The sequence below is a fragment of the Chitinimonas prasina genome (assembly GCF_030160395.1).
GTDB lineage: Bacteria > Pseudomonadota > Gammaproteobacteria > Burkholderiales > Chitinimonadaceae > Chitinimonas > Chitinimonas prasina.
This window is the reverse complement of record NZ_BSOG01000002.1, coordinates 960,881-982,841: the sequence shown is the minus strand read 5'-3', so window position 1 is coordinate 982,841 and position 21,961 is coordinate 960,881. Positions and strand designations below refer to the sequence as shown.

Below are 21,961 nucleotides of genomic sequence, written 5' to 3'. Positions count from 1 at the left end.
TGAGCGAGCAAGGCATGGGCTTGCTGGTCTGCCGACTATCTGAGCCGGACAGCTGCGCCAGGAACAGCCATCGTGGCACCGGGAACTTGATATCGCGTTTCACAAAAGCGCCATATGGCCAGACCAGAATAGGCCGCGGCCCATTGGCCCCACAGAAAACGAGAAATCAAGGAGAAACATAGCAATGAAACTCGCCCGTCTACTGGCCGGTGTAGCAGTAGCTTGTTGTCTCACCGCCCCAGCCCATGCCTTCTCGCAAGAGACCCATCGCCGTATCGTTATTGATGCCGTGGCCTATATGCAGGCCAACCCAGGCACCACCAACTTCGCCAAGCTCCAGTCGGGTGCTACCCGTGCCGGCTACACAGTCGATCAGTTCGCGGCCGCGTTAGGGCAGGGAGCCTACGATGTGGACGATTTTGCCGATACTTATCTGTGCGGTGCCACGACCGGTGATTGCCAGATGGCGCCGGTTTGGGGTCTTGGTGCAGGCATCGTCAAGTACACCAGCTACCTGCACTTCCAGAACCATACTGGCGGTCCCGACGTGCATGGCAACGACCTGGGCGGCTACAACTATAACAAGCTGACTGTCTGGGGCGATATCGACAATATGGCCTCGTCCTGGCTGTACGGCGACCATCTGGACGATGGCCGTGGTGGTATGAAAGGCTGGTTCGGTGATGGGTCCAAATACAATAGCTACGGCATCACCGAAGCCAATTACCGCCTGGGTGGCCATTCGACCCCTGCCATGTATGCCGATTTTGAAACCATGCCGTTTCAGCCCATCGACAATCTTGGTCAGTACTGGTTTCAGCAGTTTCTGGCCCGGCCTACTGCACAGTCGCTGGGCTTCGTGTTTCATACCACCGACTTGCTGCAGCCACACCATACCTGGACCACCTCAGCGCTCAATCACGCGCAATGGGAAGGCTGGGTCAAGGACTACTACGATAGCGAGCGGTTGAACGACCCTGCGTTGGTCAAGAACGCCATGGCTAACTTTACCCCATTGGCCAGCACAGCAACGGATATCCGCCCATTGCTGACGCAAGGTGGCAGCATTTCCTACTCACGAGGCGGCGCCGTACTATCGGCAACCGATCATGAGACCCGCCGTACCGTAGGCAAGGTGGTGGTGCCGCACGCCATCGCCATGGTGGTGCATCTGCTCAATCGCGCAGCAGAGCGCTTCTGATGATGCGCCAGCCTTGCTCTACATGGCTGGCGTTGATGGCAATGCTGATCGCCAGCCTGGCGGTCAGCGCTGTCAGCCGAGATAGCCTAAACGACCCCAGTTTGGCCGCCCGAGTGAATGGTGAGCCCATTTCCCTGGCCGGTCTGGCCGTGTTGCATAGCATCGCTGCCCACAGCGATAGGCGCACACCGCTCAACAAGGTTCTTGCCTCGGTAATTGATAACCGCTTGCTGGGCGAGTACGCACTTCGGCACTACGACGATGCCACCTTGTTCCCCGGTACGGGCGTAGCCTTCAGCCGCGCGGCGGCTGTAGAGGATCAGCTCGTTGCTACCTTGCGGCGTGCCTACAAAACCCAGCTGGATGTGGCATTGGACAAGGCGGGAGGGCTGGACACCCTCGTGAATCGCCGCCATGTCCCAGAACAGGCCATGCTGGAGCAGGTGTTCCCGCCCAAGCGGGGGCTGCGCTTGAACTCGGAACTCAGCACGGCGCAAATGGCGGCGGCCCGCCAGATCGTGCTGCTGTCGTATCGCCTTCCCGGCGGCGAAGCCGGACAGATTTCCCTGGCCGATGTCTGGTTGAAGCAGAACATCCAGGGCAAGACCCAGCTTGTGGGTGGGGATGCGGGCTATCGGGATCAGCAGGCGATGCAGTTGCTGGCGAGCAGATATGTACTGGATTGGGCAAAACACGCCAGTGGCCTGGCACCGGCAGACCTGGCTTTACTGCAGCGTGCCATCGAGGATCGAGACCGCCGTGGTGCGCTCTTGCAACTGCTGGGTCTTGCAGCAGATATGCACTACACCAGCGAGCACTTGAACAGGCTTATCGCTACCGTCACTCCAGCTGAGATACGTGATTACTACAATCGTCACCAGGAGGAGTTCCGGCGCATAGAACGGGTGCGGGCCAGCCATATCCAGTGCAAGGAGGAGGCTGTTTGCCAGCGTGCCTATGCAGCGCTGGGCAAGGGCCTACCTTTTGGCGAGGCGGCGCGCAGGTTTTCAGATGCCGCCAATGCGGCTGAAGGTGGCGCTTTGGGATGGCTGCTTCCCAAGGACGGCGCGGCACCCTGGCTGCACGAGCTGGCCTTTGCCCTGCCACCCGGCAAACCCTCCCGCTTGATACGCGAACCCAACGGCAGCGGCTGGCAGATAGTGCTGGTTGAGGCGCGCGAAGAGGGCATGCAAGCGCCAGAGAGTGAGGCCGTTCGCTATATCGCCAGTCAGGCGATAGGCAAAAAGAAAGCCTTGGCCGAGTTCAAGGCATTGCGCGAAAAGCTCTACCGGGATGCTGACATTGCGATTAATCCCACGGCCTTGGGTTTTGGCCAGAGCGCACTGAATATCCAGGAGCAACCATGAAGCGTAGAACTGGACTGGTGGTCGCGGCGCTACTCGCCGCCTGCGCCTTCGTTATGCTGCCTGATTGGCAGCGCGAGGTAGCGCCAACGCCGCGATCGGCTGATGCTCCCACTGTGACATCGCCCCTGGTGCAAACTCGTGGGTTGAATGATCATCCTGCGGCCGGGGCGGCAGAAATGCCTCAGGCCTTGGCCGGCGAACCAGCGGTGATAGATCAATCAGCGTCCGCCATCCTGAGCATGACGGATGCCCGTGAGCGCGGCGATGACCGTGCACCACCGCTGGTACGGATGGACGCGCAGTGGCGCGATCCGCCCAGCCAGTCTGAGCTGGCAGACCCCGACCAATACCAGCGTTACGCCGAGCGACAGCAGGCCAAGCTCTATCGCGCCTATGTCGCAGCCGCTGATCAAATGCTGCCGCAACTGGATGCCGACATTGCGCGCGCCAAGGCAGAAGGGCTGGTGACTGCGGCCCAGATTGCCCAGGCGGAGGAAAAGCGTCGCCGCATCGCCGAGATGCAGGCCGCCATCAGCATCAAGGCCGGAGAGCCTTGAAACCATGGCCGGACCTTGCTTTCAAGCGGCTCTCAGGGTTCGATCACCAGCTGCACAGCCGTGCTGTTGAAGCGAGAGATGCCGTATTCGATAGGGCTGCCAGCGGCATCGACATAGATGGTCTCGACGTAAAGTATGGGTTGTGCGGCTGGTTGGTCCAGCTGCACCGCCACTTCACGCTCGGGCAGCCTGGCGCTTGCACGACTCAGCTTGCGCTGGAACTCCGCCACGCCGAAATGCGCCAGGGCCAGGTGGGTTTTTCCCAGGGTCTGATATACCTGGGCAAAGCCGGCAAAGCGTGGCAGGGGGAAATACTGGGTACATACGCCCACGACTCGCTCATCTACCACGTCCAACGTATCGATCTGGATAACGCTGCTTCCCGGCGGCAAGGTCAGCAGCTCCAGTACATCAGGGCTGGGAATCAGTTCGCGATGGCCTTGCACGCGGCTGATGCCCACGCGACGGGCTTTGTCCAGGCTGTGGGCTAAACGGGTTCGGCGACCCAGCTCATAGTCGATCAGGTTCTCACGCACGAACGTGCCACGACCATGTACTACTTCGACCAGGCCACGTTCTGCCAGGGCCTTTGCCGCCTGGCGCACCGTATGGCGGTTTACGCCAAACTGTTCAGCCAGTTCGGTTTCGTTGGGTAAACGGCCCTTGCGTACACCCGACAGAATGTCGCTGGCCAGGGCTTCTTCTATCTGCCGCCAGATAGCGGTGCCGGCGCGGCGTACCAAGGGGGTAGGGGGCGTTGCGGGGGAGGGGGTTGCTTGGGCCATATTATGGAGAGAGTACCCGTTCTGCTAGCGCCAGGGCGATGCTCATACCCACCCCAGCGGTGATCGTGACCAGTTGCACACCTGGTTCGGGCTGCATGATTTCATAGGGGCGTGGTCCTTTGGCATAGACGCCTTGCCACCTTGCCTGAACCTGCAAGCGTCGTCCCAGCAGACTTTCTGCCAGATCCAGCAACAGGGTATCTACTGCAGCAGAGCTGAAGGGCGTGATGTCCGCGCCATAGTGGTGAGAGTCTCCGATGATCAGATCTCCGTCCAGGCCCACCTGCTGGATGATCAGGTGTATGCCATGCTCAAGCAGCTCTGGCTGCTCGCAAGCAAGCTGTTCATGCAGCCTGGCAAGCGGTTCGGCCAAGGCCGCGCTCTGGGTGAAAGCCCCGTAATGCAGGGTGGACAAGCCTGTCATCAGTGCGGGGCCCAGTGTAATACCAGGGTTGACTACCCGCAGCATCTGCAACCCGCAGCGCGCCAAATCCAGTGCCGAAAAATGTGCGGGATACAGTGTCTGGAAATCGTGCCCGGTACAGACAATCACTCTATCTGCATGATGGCGGCCTTGGCTGGTTTGTAGCACCGGTAATTCAACTGCGTTGATCTGGGTGCCGTAGTGGAAACGCACGCCATGCATCTGGGCCAGCCAGCCTGCCAGCGCTGGAATGACCTGGCGCGATTCGAAGGCGATCTCGCTGCCGCTCTGCAGTGCGCCCAGGCCTAAGGCGTCATGTGCGCTGAGCGCCGCAGCATTCAGCAGCCGGGTACCATACTGCTGTCCCAGCTCCGCCTGAAATGCCTCTAGCACCGCCCATTCGACAGCGTTGCGAGCCACGACCAGGCTACCCTGGGCCTTGTACCAGCAGCCCATTGCGGGCAATAGTTCCAGCCACAGGCTGCGGCTATGCCGGGCCAGCTCATAGAGGTCACCCTGGGGTTGCCCCAGCAGCAGGCCCAGGCCGAAGTTGCGTACGGAGGCACCTGCGGCGACAGCATCACGTTCGAAGACCGTGACGTCATAGCCCAGGCGTGCACCGGCCCAGGCATGCGCCAAACCCACCACGCCGGCCCCCACCACGGCCAAACGGGGGCGGCTCATGGGCGCTCGCCACGCGCCAGTCGCAGGGCAATCGCGGCCACCACGGCTGGCAAGTCGGCAATACTGTCTATCACGTAGTGCGCTCCCGCCTGAGCCAGTTTGTTGGCGGCGCGGCGGCGTCGGGCTTCCACCTCGGCAGCAGGCAGTGCCTGGACTTCGTCCAGGCTCAGCCCAACCTCATTACCAGAAAGCGACAGGCCCACGGTCCACATGCCGGCAGCCAAGCCTTCCTCTATGCCTGGCACCGTGTCATCCACCTTAATGCAACTGGCCAGTTCGCTCACGCCCAGCTCGATCACATTCGCCAGTGCCATCCAGGGGCCGGGCCTGCCTCCTGGTTTCAGATCATCGGTGGCGACCGCATGATCCACTTCCAGCCCCTGTGCAGCCGCATGTGGCAATAGCTTGTCCATCACCACGCGCGGGTAGCCCGAGCAGGAGCCTATCTTGATGCCTCGTTCACGCAGACTGGCCAATACGGGAAGAGCGCCAGGTATGACCGTGGAGTAATGCGCGACGCGCTCTACCTGCAAGGGCATAAAGGCTGCATAGAGGCCATCAATGTCGTCGCGGCGCATGCTATGGCCAAATCGGGCACGCCAACGGGCATCGACTGACGGCAGTTGTCCCAGCGCTGCTATATGGTCCCACTTGGCCAGGCCCATGGGAATGCGGGCCTCAGCCAGCGTGATGTCAATGCCGAAGCCTTTGAAGGCATCAATCAGCACCTGTGTAGGCGCAAAAGAGCCATAGTCGACCAGGGTACCTGCCCAGTCAAACACAACGGCTTGCACCGGGCCATGATAGTGGCGGCTGTGGCGGTAGGGCGTTTGCAGCATGATGTTTTCCATAGGGAGAAGGAGTCAGGCGCGTATGCGCATTTCGGTCAGGGCGCGGGCAATGGCATCGACCGCCATCTGTATCTCGGCCTTGCCTATGGCGCCTATGCAGCCCACGCGGAAGGTCTCCAGCTCCGTCAGCTTGCCTGGGTAGAGCACCACACCCTGGGCTTTGACGCGTTGATAGAACTCGCCAAATTGCCAGTTGGCATGCTCGGGTGCCTGTACGGTAACGATAATGGGGGCTTGTATGGCAGCAGGGAGAAATGGACGTAAGCCGAGGCCATGCAGGCCTTCGATCAAAGCCGCACAGTTGCTGCTGTAGCGTGCAAAGCGCGCCGGCCGCCCGCCTTCGGCCTGGTATTGATCCAGTGCCGAGGCCAGGGCTGCCACGACATGAGTGGGTGGCGTGTAGCGCCACTGACCCGTCTGTTGCAGATAGCGCCACTGGTCGTGCAGGTCCAGTGACAATGAGTGGGCGTTGCCCTGCGCCAAGGCAAGGCTGCGCTGGCGCACCAGTACGAAGCCCATGCCCGGCACCCCCTCCAGGCATTTATTGCTGCTGGCGATCACCGCATCAAATGCTATCTCGCGCGCAGACAAGGGCAGCGCGCCCAGCGCGCTCATGGCATCAATGATCAGCCGCCTGCCTGCGAGTGCGACGACCTCGGCAATGGCCTCCAGCGGGTTGAGTATGCCGGTGCTGGTTTCACAGTGGATAACACCCACATGGGTAATCTGTGGGTCGGCGGCCAAGCGCGTGGCTACCCGCACCGGGTCGACCGGTGAGGTCTCGCCGAAGTCGAGTACTGAAACCGCACGCCCCATGACCTCAGTCAGCCGCGCCATACGTTTTCCGTATGCGCCATTGGCCAACACCAGCAGCTTGCCGTCCCGGGGTAGCAAGGTGCCGATCGCGGCCTCCACCGCAAAGGTGCCCGAGCCCTGCAAGGGCACGCAGACAAAGTCCTCACCGCCGTCAACCAGGTCAACCAGCCGTTGGCATACGCTAGCGGTCAGTGCATTGAAGCTGCTGTCCCATGAGCCCCAATCGTTGAGCATGGCCATCTTGGTGGCCAGTGTGGTGGTCAGGGGGCCCGGGGTGAGCAATAGGGGGTCACGCATAGAGTCAAATCCAGTAGGGAAGTAAGTAGACAATCAGGCTGTCCGCCAAGCCTGGGCATGGCGGTTCAACCACCAGCCCGGAAGATTGATCAGCAGCGTCGCTAGCAGGGAGCTGGCCACAATCAGGCTGGCCATCGCGGCGGCAGGGGCGGTATCTCCTGCGTCATCCATGTTCAGCACCGCCACCGAGGCCAGCACGGTATCGGGGGTGTAGAGAAAGATGACGCAACTGACGGTAGTCATGCTGGAGACAAACAGATAGCGCGCCACATCGAGCAAAGCAGGCAGGCTGATAGGCAGCGTGACCCTCAGGCAGGCGATCCACCAGGGGCGGCGCAGGCTACGCGCTACAGCCTCGATCTCCGCATCAATCTGGCGCAATGACGTCGCAACGGTGAGGTGGGCGGTGGTATAGAAGTGCGCCACAGTGGCCGCCACCAGAATGGTCATGCTGCCGTAGAGTCCGTGCAGAGGATGGGCGGGGGAGTTGAAGCAGAAGATGTAACCCAGCCCCAGGACCAGGCCCGGCACTGCCATCGGCAGCAACACCAGGCTACGTATCAGGTTGGCGGGCAAACGGGGCGCCGGGGTTTTGCTAATCAGGTAGGCGGTGAAATACACCACGGTTGTGCCGACCAGGGTAGTCAATGCGGCCAGCTTCAGGCTGTTGAAAAACGCCAGCCAGCCACCGCCATCAACCTGATCAAAGTCGAAATGATCAAGCGTAAAGCTGAGGTCATAGGGCCAAAGCTTCATGAAGGCCGCGGCGATTGCCACCCCCAGCATGGCCAGGAGGAACAGGCATATTCCACTGCAGCACACGCCTAGCAGGACATCACGCCCATGATTGCGGCCTGGCTGGTAACTAACCGAGCGACCGCTCATTGCGGCGCCATGGCTGCGCGCCAGCCAACGCTCCACCGAGAAGCTGAGGACAGCCGGCAGAAGCAGCAACAGGCCGATCACGGCACCCTTGCCGAAATTCTGCTGCCCGATGACCTGCTTGTAGGCTTCCAGTGCCAGCACATTGGTCTGCCCGCCTATTACCTTGGGTACGCCAAAATCCGTCACCACCAAAGTGAATACCACCATGCCGGCCGACAGCAGACCATAGCGAGCGTTCGGCAAGGTGACCGTCATAAAGCGTCGTAGCTTGCTGGCCCCTAACACCTCGGCCGCTTCGTACAGCCGGGCATCCGCCACCGATAGCGCCGTCGCCAATATCAATAGTGCATGGGGAAAAGTGTAAAACACCTCGCCCAGGACGATGCCCAAGGGGCCGTAGATGCTGCTGTCTCCCAGCCAGTCCTTGAGCACGCCCTGGTTACCAAACAGGTAGACCAGCGAGATGGCAGGCATCAGGGATGGTGCCAGCAGCGGCGACAGCGCGATCAGGCGAAAAACTGGGCGCCCCCAGAGTCGTGAGCGGGTCAAGGCGAACGCAAATGCCAGGGCCAGGGGCAATACCAGGGCCAAGGTCATGAGGGCCAGGCGCATGCTGTTCCAGGTGGCCTCAAGCAGGCGGGGTTCGGTCAGCAAGGTCAGCAGGTTATCCAGGCCAACAAAGCTACCATTACGTGCCTCCACTGCCTTTATCAGGATGCTGGCCAGTGGCCAGGCCAGGAAAACCAGCAGCAGGGCAGCCAGTAGCCATACCAGCGCGACAGCCAGTTGCTCGTCCGCGCTACGCCTTATGTTCAGCCCCACAGGGTGGAACCGTTGCCAAGCCCAGGCCATCATAGAACCGACCCCTGGAATAGCCGCAGGCGGTCGGCGGGAAGCGTGACGGGTACTCGCTGTCCCGGCACAAGCGCGCTGAAGCCGGCATCGTTTGGGCTTACATCCGCCACCAGCACGATCTCGCGCGCTGCGCAAAGCGACAGGCTGGCCCGGCGCAAGCCGCCGAGGAAATCCACCCGCTCCACTACCGCCATCAGGGTGTTGTTAGCTGGCTGCCAGTGCGGTTCGACCCGCACATCCTCTGGTCTGCAAAACAGCGTAGCCTCTGCCGACGCCAAGCCTGTCGGCATTGCAAAGCTGCTGGCAAGCGGTATGCCAGCCAGCCTTAGCGTGCCCATATCGTCACAATGCACGGGCAGCCAGTTGGCATGGCCGACAAATTCGGCCACAAAGCGGTTGGCGGGTTGCCGATAGATCTGCTCGGGGCTACCTACCTGCTCAATGCGGCCGTGGCGCATGACCGCAATCGTATCCGCCAAGGCCAGTGCCTCTTCCTGGTCATGGGTCACCATGATGGTGGTCACCCCCAGCTTTTGCTGCAGTAGGCGCAGTTCTGCGCGCAGGTGTTCCCGCACCTGGGCATCCAGCGCCGAGAGCGGTTCATCCAGCAGCAGCAGGCTAGGTGAGGTAGCCAGTGCACGGGCCAATGCTACGCGCTGCTGCTGCCCGCCGGATAGCTGCGATGGGAACCTGGACTCGGAACCGGGCAGGCCCACCAGATCCAGCAACTCGGCGACACGGCGACCTTGCGCCTGCCTGCTTGTACGCAGGCCGTAGGCAATATTGCCGGCGACGGTCAGGTTGGGAAACAGCGCATAGGACTGGAAGACGATGCCGTAGTCCCTTGCTGCAGGGGGCAGGCGGCTGATGTCGCGCCCGGCCATGTGGAGGCTGCCGGCATCCTGGGTCTCGAGCCCGGCCAGAATGCGCAGCAGGGTGGTCTTGCCACAGCCCGACGGGCCAAGCAGGCACAGGAATTCTCCCTTGCGTATGCTGAGGTCTATGCCATCCAGCGCTTTAAAGCTGCCGAAGCGCTTGTGAATACCAGTAAAGCGCAAGCAGTCGGCAGACGGGTGCCCTTGCTCGGCTGGTGTAGGAAACTCCTGGCGTTTCATGGCCTACTCACTCGCCAGCGCCGCGAGGCGTGGCAGGAAATATTCAATATCCGGAACGACCCAGCCCACTCGCTTGGCCGCATCGTCATAACGTCGTAGCGCAATGGCGCGCCCTGCATGTGGCTGCGCGGCAAAGCGTGCGGCTGCATCCACATCCATGACGCCTCCCTGCAAGGCCAGGCTAAGGCTGGACGCCTCGGACAATCGGTCCTGATAGCCGGGCTCGGTAACACAGAGGTAGCGCTTGGCATCCACATGCATGCCGATGGGCACCACGACCTCGTCGGGCAGCCAATGGCGCAGAAAAGGCAGCAGCCTGTACTGGTGCAGGTCATCCTTGCCTTGCGCCAGGTCTTGCTCTCCCTGCTCAAACAGCAGGTGGCCCAAGTCATGCAGCAGGCAGGCTACGATCAGCGCATCGTCCTCGCCGGCCTGTTCAGCCAACCAGGCCGCCTGGCATGCATGCTCTGCCTGGCTGATGGCCTCACCGCCATAGAGTTGGCTACCGTGGCTGGCAAACAGGGAGGCGATGGTGGGTATGGTCAATGACATGGCGTGAGCTGCAGATGGGTAGGGAAAGTGGCGTGCCATGCGCCAGCTTGCTGGCGCATGGCACGCCAGACGGCTTTACTTCTTGGGTTCAGACTTGCCGTCGTAACGACGCGTCCATTCAGCGAGGATGCGATCGCGATGCTTGGCAGACCAGGACAGATCCTGTTTGACCAGCAGTTGCTCATAGTTGGCCGGGATAAAGCCATTGGGCTTGGCGACACCGGGATAGGCGACGATAGCGAAGTTCTTTTCGTACAGCTCATTGGCCGAGCGTGAGGCGGACCAATCGGCCAGCTTGCGGGCAGCTTCGAGATTCTTGGCTCCCTTCATGATGGCAGTCGCTTCCACATCCCATCCCAGGCCTTCCTTGGGAAAGACCAGATCAAGCGGTGCGCCGCCTTCCTTGAGCTTGGCGGCGCGGTACTCAAAGGAGATACCGATGGGAAACTCGCCAGCAGCAGCCTGCTTGCATGGCTTGGAACCTGAATGGGTGTACTGCGCGATGTTGTCGTGCAGCTTGTCCATATAGGCCCAGCCTTCCTTCTCGCCAAACAGGGTCAGCCATGCCGTGACATCAAAGTAACCGGTGCCGCTGGAGGCTGGATTCGGCATCACGATCTTGCCCTTGTATTCCGGCTTGAGCAGATCACGCCATGACTCAGGCTTCTTGATGCCCTGCTTGGCGGCTTCGACGGTGTTGAAGCACAGAGTGGCTCCCCAGACATCCATGCCTACCCAGCTTGGTACCTTGGCGGTATCCACATATTGCTTGCTGAGTTTTTCCACGCCCTTGGGCGCATAGGGCTGCAGCATGCCTTCCTGAGCCAGCACCAGCAGGGAACTGGCCGCCACGCCCATGACGACATCTGCCTGTGGGGCCGCTTTCTCGGCCAGCAGTTTGGCGGTAATGATGCCGGTGGAATCTCGAACCCACTTGATCTTGACATCGGGGTTCTCTGCTTCGAACTGCGCCTGGTAGGCTTTGAGCTGGTCTGCTTCCAGCGCGGTATAGACAGTCAGGGTGGTGTTGGCGTGCGCAACGCCTGCCAGTAAGGCGACGAGCGTGGCAAGCGGCTTCAGAATGTGGCGAACCTGCATGGAAACTCCTCGTGGGTGGAAAGGCAGGCCGTTTGTCGACCAGCCATGGCACTTTACGAGGTCTGCATTACGTCATCGTGACGTCTAGATGACTGTGCGAGGTTGGCAGCAACTCCTACCGCCGAAAAACAAAAAAGCACCGGTTAAACCGGTGCTTTCTGGCTATCCAAGTTGCTTCTCAGGGCAATATTTCGAAGCGCTGATAGGCAGGTAGATAATTGGGATTGCTGAAGCGGAACAACAGCTGATGCTGGGGGCTCAGGAGAAAACCATGCCCCAGATCAGTCGCCTGCACCGGGTAGGTGTAGCCAAAGCCGTAATCCGGCCGGGCTTGCCAACGCTTACCGCTGGGGTCAAGCAGGGTAGTGGTTTCGCCGAACAGCATTAATTGCCAACCCAGCTTGCGAGCTGCCGCTGCCAGCTCAGCCCGATCAAACCAGGTGGGCAGCAACTGCTGGCGCTGACCGCTGGCTGATAGCAGCTGAAACACTCCGTTCTCCGTGGTGATGGCTGGTGCGCCTGCTGGCGTGGCGGCAGTCAGCGTCAGGGCAGGTTGGGCCATGTAGCTCATGCCCTGGTGGTAGATACGCAATAGCCCTGTCTGGCCTACGGTCAGGCTGGCACCGGGCAGGGTTGTCAGCAAACCTGGCACATCATCCAGTGCAGGATAAATGCGGTAGCGTACACCTGCCACCGTGAGCAGATAGCCGCCGTCGTCCTGTACTGCGAAAGCGTCGCTGGCACCAGGGACTATCTCGAAGCGATCAGTGAAAAATGCCCGGTAGCGTTCCGTACCGACATTGACCTCCACCACACCGTCAGCGCGCTGCACGATGCTGGCGCCCAGTGCCTTGCTCAGGCCATCTATCAGGCTGCCTGTGCGAGCAGGAAGATTGCTGCCCTTCAGCCGAGGTAGCTGCCAGGGGTAGTCTGTCACCCCGGCAGGACGTTGCAGAACAAACGTATCGCCCACCTTGCCGGCACTGCCGCTGACCGATCCCAAGTAGATACCGGTCAGCTTGCCCAGGGCATCAAAACGCGCCACTTCACCCGCTTGCAGTGCCATGGTCAGGCGTGTGCTGGTGCTCCGATCCAGGCTGCCAGCCCTGGCTGATGCAGGCATGTTCAGCCTGATCTCGCCTTGCTCTGCCGACACTGCGGCCTGGCCGTCGGCGCTGCGCTGCATGCCTGCCTTTGCAGCGCTGCTGCCGGCTTGCACGGTAAGCAGGGGGCCGGCGCCATCGGCGGACAGGCTCATGCCACCCAGCAAGGCGCCCATGGACCCAGCGGTCGCATAGGCTTGGCCCAGCAATAGCCGCACGCCTTGCTGCACAGAGCCATCGTCACGCGGAAAACTGGCTGTCGCCAGCAAGGTGTCTCGCTTGCTGCTGTCGGATTCCGGATTGGTTTCGAGGGTGACCAGACCACCGGCCACGCTGAGCGCGACGGGTGCTTTGGCCGGCAAGGAAAGCACGATATTGTCGGGTGCGCTTCGGCTGAACACGACAGGGCCTTTGGGAGGCGAGAGCACCACAAGGCTGCCGTTGTCGGCTATCCCGACCTCTCCGGCCAGTGCGCCTGCATTGTCCAGGGTATCGGCCGTGGCTGGGGTGCCAGCAACCCCCAGCAGGCTGGTAGGGTTGGGTTGCTCGGTAACACCGCCATTGAAGGGATTGCTGGGTGTTGGCGGCGCGACATCCGTGCCCAGTTTGAGGCCGACAATAACGGGGTCATGATCGGAGGAGCGGTAAGCATTCGGCTGGTACAGCCCGGCTTGTTGTGCCGGCGATTTGTCCTCGAGGTTGTAGTCCAGGAAGACAGGCTCATCGGCATTCACATTCCAGTGCGCTACCCCCACTATCTTGCTGGCCAGGGCGGGTGTCGCCAGCGCATGATCCAGTGATCCCGTCAGTCCGCCGAACTGGTAGGACTCTGTCGCCGCATGCTGCAACTGGTAGCCCGCAGCACGCAGTATGTCGATGGGGTCTTCCTCGGCGTAGGCATTGAAATCCCCTAGCAGAATGACCTCGTCCAGGCCACTTTGCTGCCGCAGCGTCACCAGCCAGGCAGCCAGTCGTTTGGCTTGCTCACGACGCTTTTCGGTATAGCAGCCCTGACCATCGCCCTGGTCGGCATCCAGGCCCTTGGCGCTGCCACAGCTCTTGGATTTGAGGTGATTCATCACCGCCATGAAGCGCTTGCCACTGGCCTTGTGCACAAACACCTGGGCGAGTGACGGCCGCTCGAACATGGCATCCGCCAGAAGGCTGGGCTTGCCGTCGGGCTGGACTACAGCGGGCTTGTAGAACATGCCTACCTTGATGGCATCGCTGGCCGGATAAGCAGCAATGCCGTCCTCAAGCCTGGCATAGCTACCAGCGCCTACGGCGGCGTTCAACTTGCCCAGCAGTACATCCTGCGCGCCCTGGTCAATGTTCTCCAGTTCCATCAGGCCCAGTACGTCAGCATTGATGCCCTGCAGTTCGGCCACGATCTTGGCGTTCTGACGGCTGAACTCGGCTGCGCTATCGGCACCTCGGGCATTCTTGTTGTTAGCGGTCAGCGTGGTGAAGTAATTGAGCACATTGGTTGCCGCTACCCGCAGGTCTGCACCCGCCAGGTCAGGCGCGGCCGGGCGGGCGGCATAGTTGAAGGCCGGGGCACCATCACTAGGCTGCAAGGCATAGACATTGTTGCCGTAGTGCAGCACCCCGCTGAGCTGGCTCACGGTACTGCCCAGTCGCAGGCTGTTGCTGCTGGCCTCGATATACGGTACTGGGTCTGGGTACTGCTTGCTAAACCCATCGTCGAGCACGATGGCACGCCGCAAATTGGCATTCGCCATGGCCTCGATGGCGGCCTTGTTGCTGTTGCCACTGCTGCTGGTGCCCGAGGGGTCTGCGTCGTTGGGGTCAAGCACGTTTGTGGGTTGCAGCAGACGTCCACCGCTAGACAGGGTGACCTTGCCATACTGCCCCAGCTCGAAGTTATTGCTGACGGTCAGTGTCTGGCTGAACTGCAGCCGCATGCCTTCATAGCGCTCCCAATCGGCGAGATTGGCGACAGGTAGCGTCAGGCTGGTGGCCTTGGGTAGCGCCTGGCCTTGGGCCAACACGGAAATCACCAGCGCAGGCGTGTTGGTCAGCTCGGTCAGGCCGTTGAACTCGACCACCTTGCCCGTCACCCTGACCTTGTCCCCCTTGCTCAATGCCGGCATCGATGCACCGGTGTAGACAAACAGGCCTTCGGAACTCAGCGGGTCGGCATCCGTGTCGGCATCTTCTTCTTGCAGGTAGAAGCCCTGCAAGCTGCCAGTACCCTTGAAGACACCGGTGACGATGGCCTCCACCGACACCACCTGGTTGGCGAGTGGCGAGGCTGCACCGGAACCCTGTATCTGATGGATGCGGGTGATGGTAGGCGTAGTGGCCAGCGTAGCCGCCGCGACGGCAGAGCTGACCCCCCCGCTCTTGACCACGATATACACCTTGTAGGCCGTGTCGGCTGCCAGGCCATTGATGACCAGCTTGGCCGACTGATCCTTGGCCACCGCGAGCTGGCCCGCGCGCAGCGCGCTGCCGCCGGTGGCATCCTGGCCAGCCAGCACCTGGGCTGCTGATGGCGGTACTGCACCGGCTGGCAGAACCACGTAGTAGGCCATGCCGGCCAGACTGCTACTGACACTGATTTCGGCACTCTCACTGGTCGCATCCAGCACAACTGGCGGCGCCAGCACAGGCAAGCCCAGGCTGCTGTTCACCTGGACGCCTGCCAGGCTGCCGATCTGCTGGAGCGTCAGGTTGGCGGCATTGCCGGCTGCGTCCACCAAGGTTGCGGCGTTGCCGCTCAGGCTCAGCAAGGCCAGGCCATCAGAATCTACGTCACCTTCTGCCACGGTATAGTCAAAGTGATGCGTACTGCTGATGCTACCGTCCAGCAGTGTGGCTTGACGGGCCGTGCCGCCCACATCGAGCTGCAGGTAGGGCGAGCCATTGATCGTGACAGGCTCGCTCCAGTTCAGGGTGAAACGCAGTACCTGGCCTGCCGTATAGGTAGCCGCAGCAGGCACGGCTACGCTGGAGACCGTGGGGGCCGTCGTATCATCGTTGTCGGCAATCGTGATGCTGACAGACTTGTCTGCACCCAGGGTCAGCCCGCTGCTGGGATGCTGCAAGGTCAGGGTGGCCACTTCCTCGCCTTCTTCAGCCGCGTCATCCAGCACCGTAAAGCTGACGCTTGCCGACAATTGCCCGGCAGGTACGGTTATCACAGCGCTGCTCAGTGCATAGTCACTGGCATCGATCTGAACGCCGCCTACCTGCACGGACACGGTTTGATCGAGTACGGCCGGTGCGGAAAGCGTGGCGCTTAGGGTAATGACAGTCATGCCTGCCTCACTGGCTTGTGCAGTGGAAGCGCTTAACTGCACGGTGGGCTTGACAGTCGTGGCTGCCGGCGCAAAAGCGACGCCCCGGAAGGCTGTATTGCTGGCTGCCGAGGCGAGCACGGCGGGCGTACTGAAGCTTGCGCTGGCGCCACCTGCGTTGGTGTCGCTCAGGCTATACAGCTTGCTGCCGCTGGAGGCCAGCAGGGTGGCGGTATTGCCGTTCACCCCTGCCGTCAGCCCCACCACCCCGCTCAGGGCCACACTGCCGGAAGCCACCCAGCTACCAGCGCTGAAGCTGAACCTGCGCACCAGGTTGGCGCCGTTGTCCGCGACATACAGCGTATCGACGCCAGGTGTGCTGCTGTCGGCATCCAGCAGCGCAAAACCATAGGGGCCATTGACATAGGCCGGGTCGCTGGCGGTGCTGCTGATACCGGCAAGATTGGTGATGGCGCTGGCCGCCGCAGTGGGCAGGCCAGTGCCCACGCTGGCAATGCGCACACTGCCTGAGGCTGTACTGATATAGAGCTGGCCATCGGCAATCACCACCGAGCGCAGATTCGTGGTGGCATTGGCCACGACGGTCGGGGTGGCCCCCAGGCCCGGCAGGTAGATCACACCATCCTTGCCACCGGTAATCCAGGCGCGTCTGCAATCATCGCTGGCGACACCACGCGGATTGGTGGCGCTGAAACTGCCACTGCTGCCGGTACCCAGCACCGACCGGGTATCGACACTGCCGTCGCTACCGACCACACCGACAACCCGCTGGACGCTGGCTGAGGTCGTCGCCGCCAGCCCGGTGGTGCCTGGTACGGCGGCATAGCCCGTCAGCAGCAGGCATTCACCGTTGCTGGAGCGACTCAGCATGCCCTCTGAACTGGCGCTGCCTGCTGCGCTAAGGGGCTGATTGCTGCCATTGGCTGCCGTGGGCAAGGGCAGGCTTTGCACCAGGGCGCCGGCTAGCGTGTATTCATCCAGGAACACAGCAGCGCCTGTGCTCCCCAAACTGCTGCTGCCATCACCCACCCGGTACACCACCACATTACCGGCAGTAAAACCCGCTGCAACGGCGGGTGGGGCAAAAGCTGCAGCCACCAGGCCGGCCAGCAAACACAGCCGGTGCAGTCGCGATCGGTCATGTGCTCGGTTGGCCCTATCTGCGTGATTGGCTCGATGCATCTCGCTATTCCCTTTTATCGTTGTGGCTGCGCGGCGGCGGTGGCGGCGCAAAAGGGCAGAACGCTAGCGGTGGATGATTACGGGCCTTTTACAGTGAGGTGACGGCAAGGTACTTGGCATCTGGATGCAACACTATTGTCAGCATCGCTGGCTAGCATGGCGTTTGTACACCCTATACGAACCGCTAACAAAACCCAGCGTAGCGGTTCTGGCTAGGCGCGTGAGCGATGGCGCGCGCAGCAGACAGTACGCGGGTACGGCAAGCTCTCACAACAACGCCAGAACGGTTTTGTTAGCGGATCTAAATGGAACCCTGTTGACCATGTCTATTACCTCAGCCAGCTATGGTTCAGATCAGGCCGGCTTGGTCAGTGGTTGCCACTTCAAGGCCGGTGAGCCAGGGCGGGAAATCGATTCGGCAGCGGTGCACTCATGGCAGCACCAGGGCGGTGAGAGAGGTGAGCTCATCTGGCTGTATTTCAACCTGACCCACACCGCGTTCGAGCGCTGGATGCAGCCACAAAGCGTATTGTCCGACGAATTCTTTGCATCCTATATCACGGCGGGTTTCTTCGACATGAGTGTGGGAGATGTACCGCTGGCACATCACCCCAGTGGATTCTGGGTAATGGTCGTACTGGTGGTGACCTTTACCCTGCTGGCAGGCTGGTGGGCATTTCGCAAGCAGGCTTCCCTTTGAATGGCAACACCGGGAGCGCGTTTGAGCTCCCGTTGTTGCCATGGTGCGCCGGTCAGCTATGGCGTACCAAGCGCCACTACTGTACGGCCAGGCCTGGCCATGTCGACTGGTTCACGGTCTTGGGATATCCACTCTCGGCGCGATCAAGCGTGATGTTGTAGCGTATGTAACGCTTGCCGCTGAGGAAGAAATAAGCACGGGTATCATCCCACTTCATGGCCGACTCGATCTGCCCTGCATAGGCGCCCAGCCCCGGCCACAAGGCGTCGGTCACCGGCTTGGGGTAGCCGGCATCAACCTTGTCTAAGGTCAGGTTGTAGCGAAGGTAGCGACCATCGCGCAGGAAGAAATACACGGTACTGCCGCTCCAACGCAACGTGGCGCGAATCTGGGAGGCGTAGGCGCCCAGGCCGGGCCAGGTGCTGTCGTTGATCTCCTTGGGATAGCCGCTATCGACCTTGTCGGCGATCTTGTTGTAGCGCAGGTATCGGCCGTCGTTCAGGAATAGATAGGCTACACCCGCATCCTTGCTGAAGCCGGACACCAGCTTGCTGGCGTAGCTACCCAAGCCTGGCCAGCTAGTGTCGCTAGTGGTGGCCGGGTAGCCGTTGTCGGCCTTGTCCAGTACCTGGTTGTATCGCACGTAGCTACCATCATCGAGGAAGAAATAGCTGCGGGTCGCATCCCAATCCAGTGTGGCCTGTATCTGCCGCCGATTCAGGCGCAAAGCAGCCGGTGTGCCGTTGTGGATCAGGTTGTAATCGGTCATCCCCATAGGAGCTGCGCTATCCAGCCAACCCTGCTGTGCTGCCGGTACGGTTGCCACGCTCTGGCCATTGCGCTGGATATCCACCATGCCGCCTGAGGTGCTGTACCAATTCAGTGTGGCTTGGTTGGTCGATGCTGGAAGCAGCTTCTGTACGCCTAGTGCGCCCTTGAGCGGTATGCCATCCAGCAGCCATTGCGGCTGTGGCTCAATGCCCAGGTGACGCAATAGGGTGGGGGCTATCGAGGTATGGGCCGCATAGCCATACAGCCCGCCAAAGCCCTGATTGGACACATTGCCTACCGGCTGGCTGAACTCAGCATTCAAAGGCTGGTTGCTGGCAATGAAGATGGTCTTCTCAGACAGAGTCTGGTTGCCATGGCCATAACCCAGCGTAGCCTCGCGGCCGTGATCGGTCGTCACCAAAACCAGCCAATCGTCACCAGTGCTAGCCCGCTTGGCTTCTACCGCGGCCATGATCTGGCCCAGGCGGGCATCGCTGTCGCGTATCGCCTGGTTGTAGGCCGAACCAAACCCACTGGCATGGCCTGCATGATCTGGATCATCCAGTGCCACGAAGATGAAATCGGCCGCTGTGTTCCGTATCTGCTCTACGGCTTTGTCCGTCACGGCCTGGTCACTCAGGCCGCTGGCGTTGAAGTTGTTTCCCGCCACATCCTGCGTCAGGAAGCGCTGGTTGATACTGGCCCAATTGGTGATGCTGGCGATATAGGCGCCTGGTTTGGCTTGCCGAATGCGCTTGAACACACTGGGGAACTGGGCGTTGGCCAAGCCCGATTCATTGGATGTGACACCATGCTTGTTGGCCCACACTCCGGTGAGCATGGTGGTCCAGCCCGGCCCGCTGACGGTAGCCTGCTCGCTACCGCTCCCTTGCACGCCCCCTGTGTAGGCCTTGGTCTGGTAGAAGCGGCTGATGTGCGGCAAGTTCAGCGCCTGCAATTTTTCGTACTGGGTGCCGTCCATGCCTATCAGTACCGCCTTGGGCGCGGCTTGGCTAGCCAGGCTCAATCCCACCAGGCCCGCCAGTAGCAGGCGCTGGGTAAACTGTTTCCGATGCATTGTTGCTCTCCCTTGTGGCGCAAGGATCATCGCTCCCTGCAAGCAGGCCTCATTGCCCGTGCTGCCGAGCCAACGAGGCTGCCCGCAGCTTAGGGAGCTAGCACGACAGGCTGATTGCCATAGGCACAAATCTACCGATACCCATATCAGCCGATTTGGCAGCGGGTGATGGCTGGGGTGTGCGGTGCTGCAGGGGGGTGACCTGCTCCGCGCCTTATGAGCACTCAGGACACAGCGTTGTCAGGGGAGTCGGTGTGGGGGCAGGGCGGCGAGAAAAGCGGCGATCACCGGGTTGTGCGCGCGCGTACTCAAGGTGTAAAGATACTCATGCAAGACGGGGATAGGCTCGCGCAAGGAGCAAATGGCCAGGCCAGCCTGAGTAGGCACCTCGCCACGCGGCATCAGACTGCAGCCCATGCCCAGCCTGACTGCCTCGCAGATAGCCTCACGGCTGCCTATCACCATGCTAGACGCCAGTTTGATGCCGGCACCTTGCAGGGCCTGCTCCGTCAGCTTGCGGGTCATGGACCCCGGCTCGCGCAGCAGCAGGTTGCAATCGGCCAGATCGGCCAGGCAAATGTCCGCAAGAGCGGCAAGCCGATGCCGCTGCGGCACGATCAATACCAAGGGGTCGGTTGCGATGGTCCTGCGCTCCAGCCTGCTGTCCTCGACCTCATGCGAAGAAACAGCCAGGTCGATTTCATAGTCATCGAGCGCCTCCAGCACAGCCTGGGAGTTACCCACCTCTATGCTCACTTCAACAGCGGGATACTGCTGCCTGAAGGCGGCAACGCTGGGCAGTATGTAATACGGCCCTGTGACCCCTATGCGCAAACTGCCACCACGCAATGCGCCTGCGTTCCGCAGCAAGAAGTCGATATCCCCTTCCTGCTGCAGCAGTTGATCGATCAAGGGTAGCAGGTGGGTACCGATATCGGTCAAATCCAGCCTGCTGCCTCGACGGTGGAACAACTCAACTGCGTAACGTTCCTCCAGCTGCCTTATTCGGGCTGTGATCGTGGGCTGACTGCAATCGAGCTGCCTGGCTGCCGCTGTCACACTGCCCTGGCGGGCAACTTCCTTGAAGGCGATCAGGAGCGGAGCGAGCATCATGCCTGCTTGAGCCGGTCGCCCCATCACAGCCTTGCGCAACCCCGTTCAATTGCCCCCGAGAAGGCGGGACGTGTCCTTGTGCTTCTGGAACAGCACCTTGAACTTTGCATCCTTTTGCTCGGAAGTGAGCGATTCATCGTTCATCAGCGTGTATTGCTCATTGAATGCTTCCAGATCAGCAATTCGGCTCAGCAGTTTGTTGTTGGCCCGGGCAAACCCCACCAACTCATTGGCCTGCAGCAAACGCGCCTTCTGTTGGGCAGTCTTGCCATAGGCTCTGAAGAAGCCGGCAATCCGCTGCTTGAGTGGTGCATTGAGGCGCTTGTCCATCACCATAGGGTCCAGTCCTATCGGCTCCGAAGTCCAGATTACCTTGACCTTGGCATACTCCGAAGGGTGCTTGCTGCGGAAGTTGTCGAGGTCATCGGTGTTGTTCGTGGCGATATCCACCTTGCCATTGGCAACCGCCAGGAAGTTGTCTTCATGGCTACCCGTCTGAAGGCGGCTGAAATGGGTCTTCATTTCCAGCTTGTTCTTGGTGATCACGTTGTAAATTGGAATGAGAAAACCCGAGGTCGAACTGGGCTTGCCCATTGCCAGGCTATATTTGCCGGGGCTGGCGATGACCTCATCCACGGACTTGATCGGGCTGCTCTTGGCCGCCAGCAAAAGCGATGAATAGCCTTTGCTACCATCTGCCTTCACATGGTGGGCGAACACCTCGCCATGCGCATCGGTGATGGCCTGCAAGGCCGATTTCTGACCAAACCATGCAACCTGCACCTTACCATCTGCCATACCCTTGATCAGGGCGCCATAATCCTTGGCCGGCATACCGACTACCGGCACCTTCAGTTCTGCGGCCATGTCATCAAGCACCGGTTGCCATTTCTTGAGCGTTTCCGCCTCGTTGGTCGGTGCAATCAGCCCAACCGTAATGGCCTTGGGGTCTGAAGCGTGTGCTGGCAGGCCAATGGCCACGGTGCAGGCGAGGAGGCAGCTAAAAAGTGCGGAACGACTCATGACAAATCCTTAGGGTGGAACTTCAGGCAAAGGACGTTCATATCATGGATTTGTTACAAAACATGTGGTTGTGAACTATTCACCATTTGGCTTGGCCACTTTAGTCGGTACCGTTGCAGGCTGAAGTTGGTATGCCCGGATTCAACCATCAGCACCTTCTCGTCCTGATCATGCATATCGCGCCCGCAGTGGCGGCGGCTAACTACAACCGCCATACGCC

General features: G+C 60.8%; 16 protein-coding genes. 4 read left to right on the top strand and 12 right to left on the bottom strand.

The annotated features are described in order from the left end of the window. Nucleotides 1–184 precede the first annotated feature (184 nt). Genes QQK16_RS11550 through QQK16_RS11540 form a run of 3 tightly spaced genes read left to right on the top strand, consistent with a single transcriptional unit; the run spans nucleotide 185 to nucleotide 3,125 of the window. Nucleotides 185–1,201: a phospholipase gene (locus QQK16_RS11550; RefSeq protein WP_284196613.1), complete on the top strand. Its 1,017-nt coding sequence runs from the start codon at nucleotides 185–187 to the stop codon at nucleotides 1,199–1,201. A 35-nt stretch (nucleotides 1,202–1,236) separates the two neighbouring features. Then, the gene (locus tag QQK16_RS11545; protein WP_284196612.1) at nucleotides 1,237–2,568 is read left to right on the top strand and encodes a peptidylprolyl isomerase; all 1,332 of its coding nucleotides are present in this window, start codon (nucleotides 1,237–1,239) and stop codon (nucleotides 2,566–2,568) included. Continuing rightward, entirely contained in the window at nucleotides 2,565–3,125 is a 561-nt protein-coding gene (locus QQK16_RS11540; protein ID WP_284196611.1) for a hypothetical protein, read from the top strand. Before QQK16_RS11545 ends, QQK16_RS11540 begins: the two co-directional genes overlap by 4 nt. A 32-nt stretch (nucleotides 3,126–3,157) precedes the next feature. Here the strand turns inward: QQK16_RS11540 and phnF are convergent, their stop codons facing one another. The 9 genes from phnF to QQK16_RS11495 all read right to left on the bottom strand — a co-directional run bounded on the left by phnF (nucleotide 3,158) and on the right by QQK16_RS11495 (nucleotide 17,056). Then, a complete protein-coding gene (gene phnF, locus QQK16_RS11535) occupies nucleotides 3,158–3,910 on the bottom strand; it encodes a phosphonate metabolism transcriptional regulator PhnF (RefSeq protein ID WP_284196610.1) in 753 nt (250 codons plus the stop codon). Between the two features lies 1 nt (nucleotide 3,911). Beyond that, complete coding sequence (locus tag QQK16_RS11530) at nucleotides 3,912–5,018, bottom strand: TIGR03364 family FAD-dependent oxidoreductase (RefSeq protein WP_284196609.1); 1,107 nt, start codon at nucleotides 5,016–5,018, stop codon at nucleotides 3,912–3,914. Continuing rightward, nucleotides 5,015–5,857: a phosphonoacetaldehyde hydrolase gene (gene phnX, locus QQK16_RS11525; protein ID WP_284196608.1), complete on the bottom strand. Its 843-nt coding sequence runs from the start codon at nucleotides 5,855–5,857 to the stop codon at nucleotides 5,015–5,017. Before phnX ends, QQK16_RS11530 begins: the two co-directional genes overlap by 4 nt. A 24-nt stretch (nucleotides 5,858–5,881) precedes the next feature. After that, nucleotides 5,882–6,982, bottom strand: coding sequence for a 2-aminoethylphosphonate--pyruvate transaminase (locus QQK16_RS11520; RefSeq protein ID WP_284196607.1), 1,101 nt, complete (start codon nucleotides 6,980–6,982; stop codon nucleotides 5,882–5,884). Between the two features lie 33 nt (nucleotides 6,983–7,015). Next, nucleotides 7,016–8,722 (bottom strand): putative 2-aminoethylphosphonate ABC transporter permease subunit, encoded by a 1,707-nt coding sequence (locus QQK16_RS11515; RefSeq protein ID WP_284196606.1) that lies wholly within the window; start codon nucleotides 8,720–8,722, stop codon nucleotides 7,016–7,018. Further along, nucleotides 8,719–9,837 carry a putative 2-aminoethylphosphonate ABC transporter ATP-binding protein gene (locus QQK16_RS11510; RefSeq protein ID WP_284196605.1) on the bottom strand — a complete coding sequence of 373 codons (1,119 nt, stop codon included), beginning with the start codon at nucleotides 9,835–9,837 and terminating at the stop codon, nucleotides 8,719–8,721. The genes QQK16_RS11515 and QQK16_RS11510 overlap by 4 nt, the downstream gene beginning before the upstream one ends. A gap of 3 nt (nucleotides 9,838–9,840) precedes the next feature. Beyond that, nucleotides 9,841–10,389: a phosphonate degradation HD-domain oxygenase gene (locus QQK16_RS11505; RefSeq protein ID WP_284196604.1), complete on the bottom strand. Its 549-nt coding sequence runs from the start codon at nucleotides 10,387–10,389 to the stop codon at nucleotides 9,841–9,843. A 75-nt stretch (nucleotides 10,390–10,464) separates the two neighbouring features. Next, complete coding sequence (locus QQK16_RS11500; protein ID WP_284196603.1) at nucleotides 10,465–11,487, bottom strand: putative 2-aminoethylphosphonate ABC transporter substrate-binding protein; 1,023 nt, start codon at nucleotides 11,485–11,487, stop codon at nucleotides 10,465–10,467. Nucleotides 11,488–11,665: 178 nt separating this feature from the next. Further along, complete coding sequence (locus QQK16_RS11495; protein ID WP_284196602.1) at nucleotides 11,666–17,056, bottom strand: ExeM/NucH family extracellular endonuclease; 5,391 nt, start codon at nucleotides 17,054–17,056, stop codon at nucleotides 11,666–11,668. Nucleotides 17,057–17,378: 322 nt separating this feature from the next. Between QQK16_RS11495 and QQK16_RS11490 the strand changes: the two genes are divergently transcribed. Continuing rightward, nucleotides 17,379–17,756: a hypothetical protein gene (locus tag QQK16_RS11490; protein WP_284196601.1), complete on the top strand. Its 378-nt coding sequence runs from the start codon at nucleotides 17,379–17,381 to the stop codon at nucleotides 17,754–17,756. 76 nt (nucleotides 17,757–17,832) lie between these two features. On the opposite strand, the gene QQK16_RS11485 is transcribed toward QQK16_RS11490, so the two are convergent. From QQK16_RS11485 to phnD, 3 genes are all read right to left on the bottom strand, one after another. Beyond that, on the bottom strand, nucleotides 17,833–19,605 hold the full coding sequence (locus tag QQK16_RS11485; protein WP_284196600.1) for a hemopexin repeat-containing protein: 1,773 nt from the start codon (nucleotides 19,603–19,605) through the stop codon (nucleotides 17,833–17,835). 240 nt (nucleotides 19,606–19,845) lie between these two features. Then, on the bottom strand, nucleotides 19,846–20,718 hold the full coding sequence (locus tag QQK16_RS11480; protein WP_308447014.1) for a LysR substrate-binding domain-containing protein: 873 nt from the start codon (nucleotides 20,716–20,718) through the stop codon (nucleotides 19,846–19,848). A gap of 45 nt (nucleotides 20,719–20,763) precedes the next feature. Continuing rightward, entirely contained in the window at nucleotides 20,764–21,741 is a 978-nt protein-coding gene (gene phnD / locus QQK16_RS11475; RefSeq protein ID WP_284196599.1) for a phosphate/phosphite/phosphonate ABC transporter substrate-binding protein, read from the bottom strand. Between the last annotated feature and the right edge of the window lie 220 nt (nucleotides 21,742–21,961).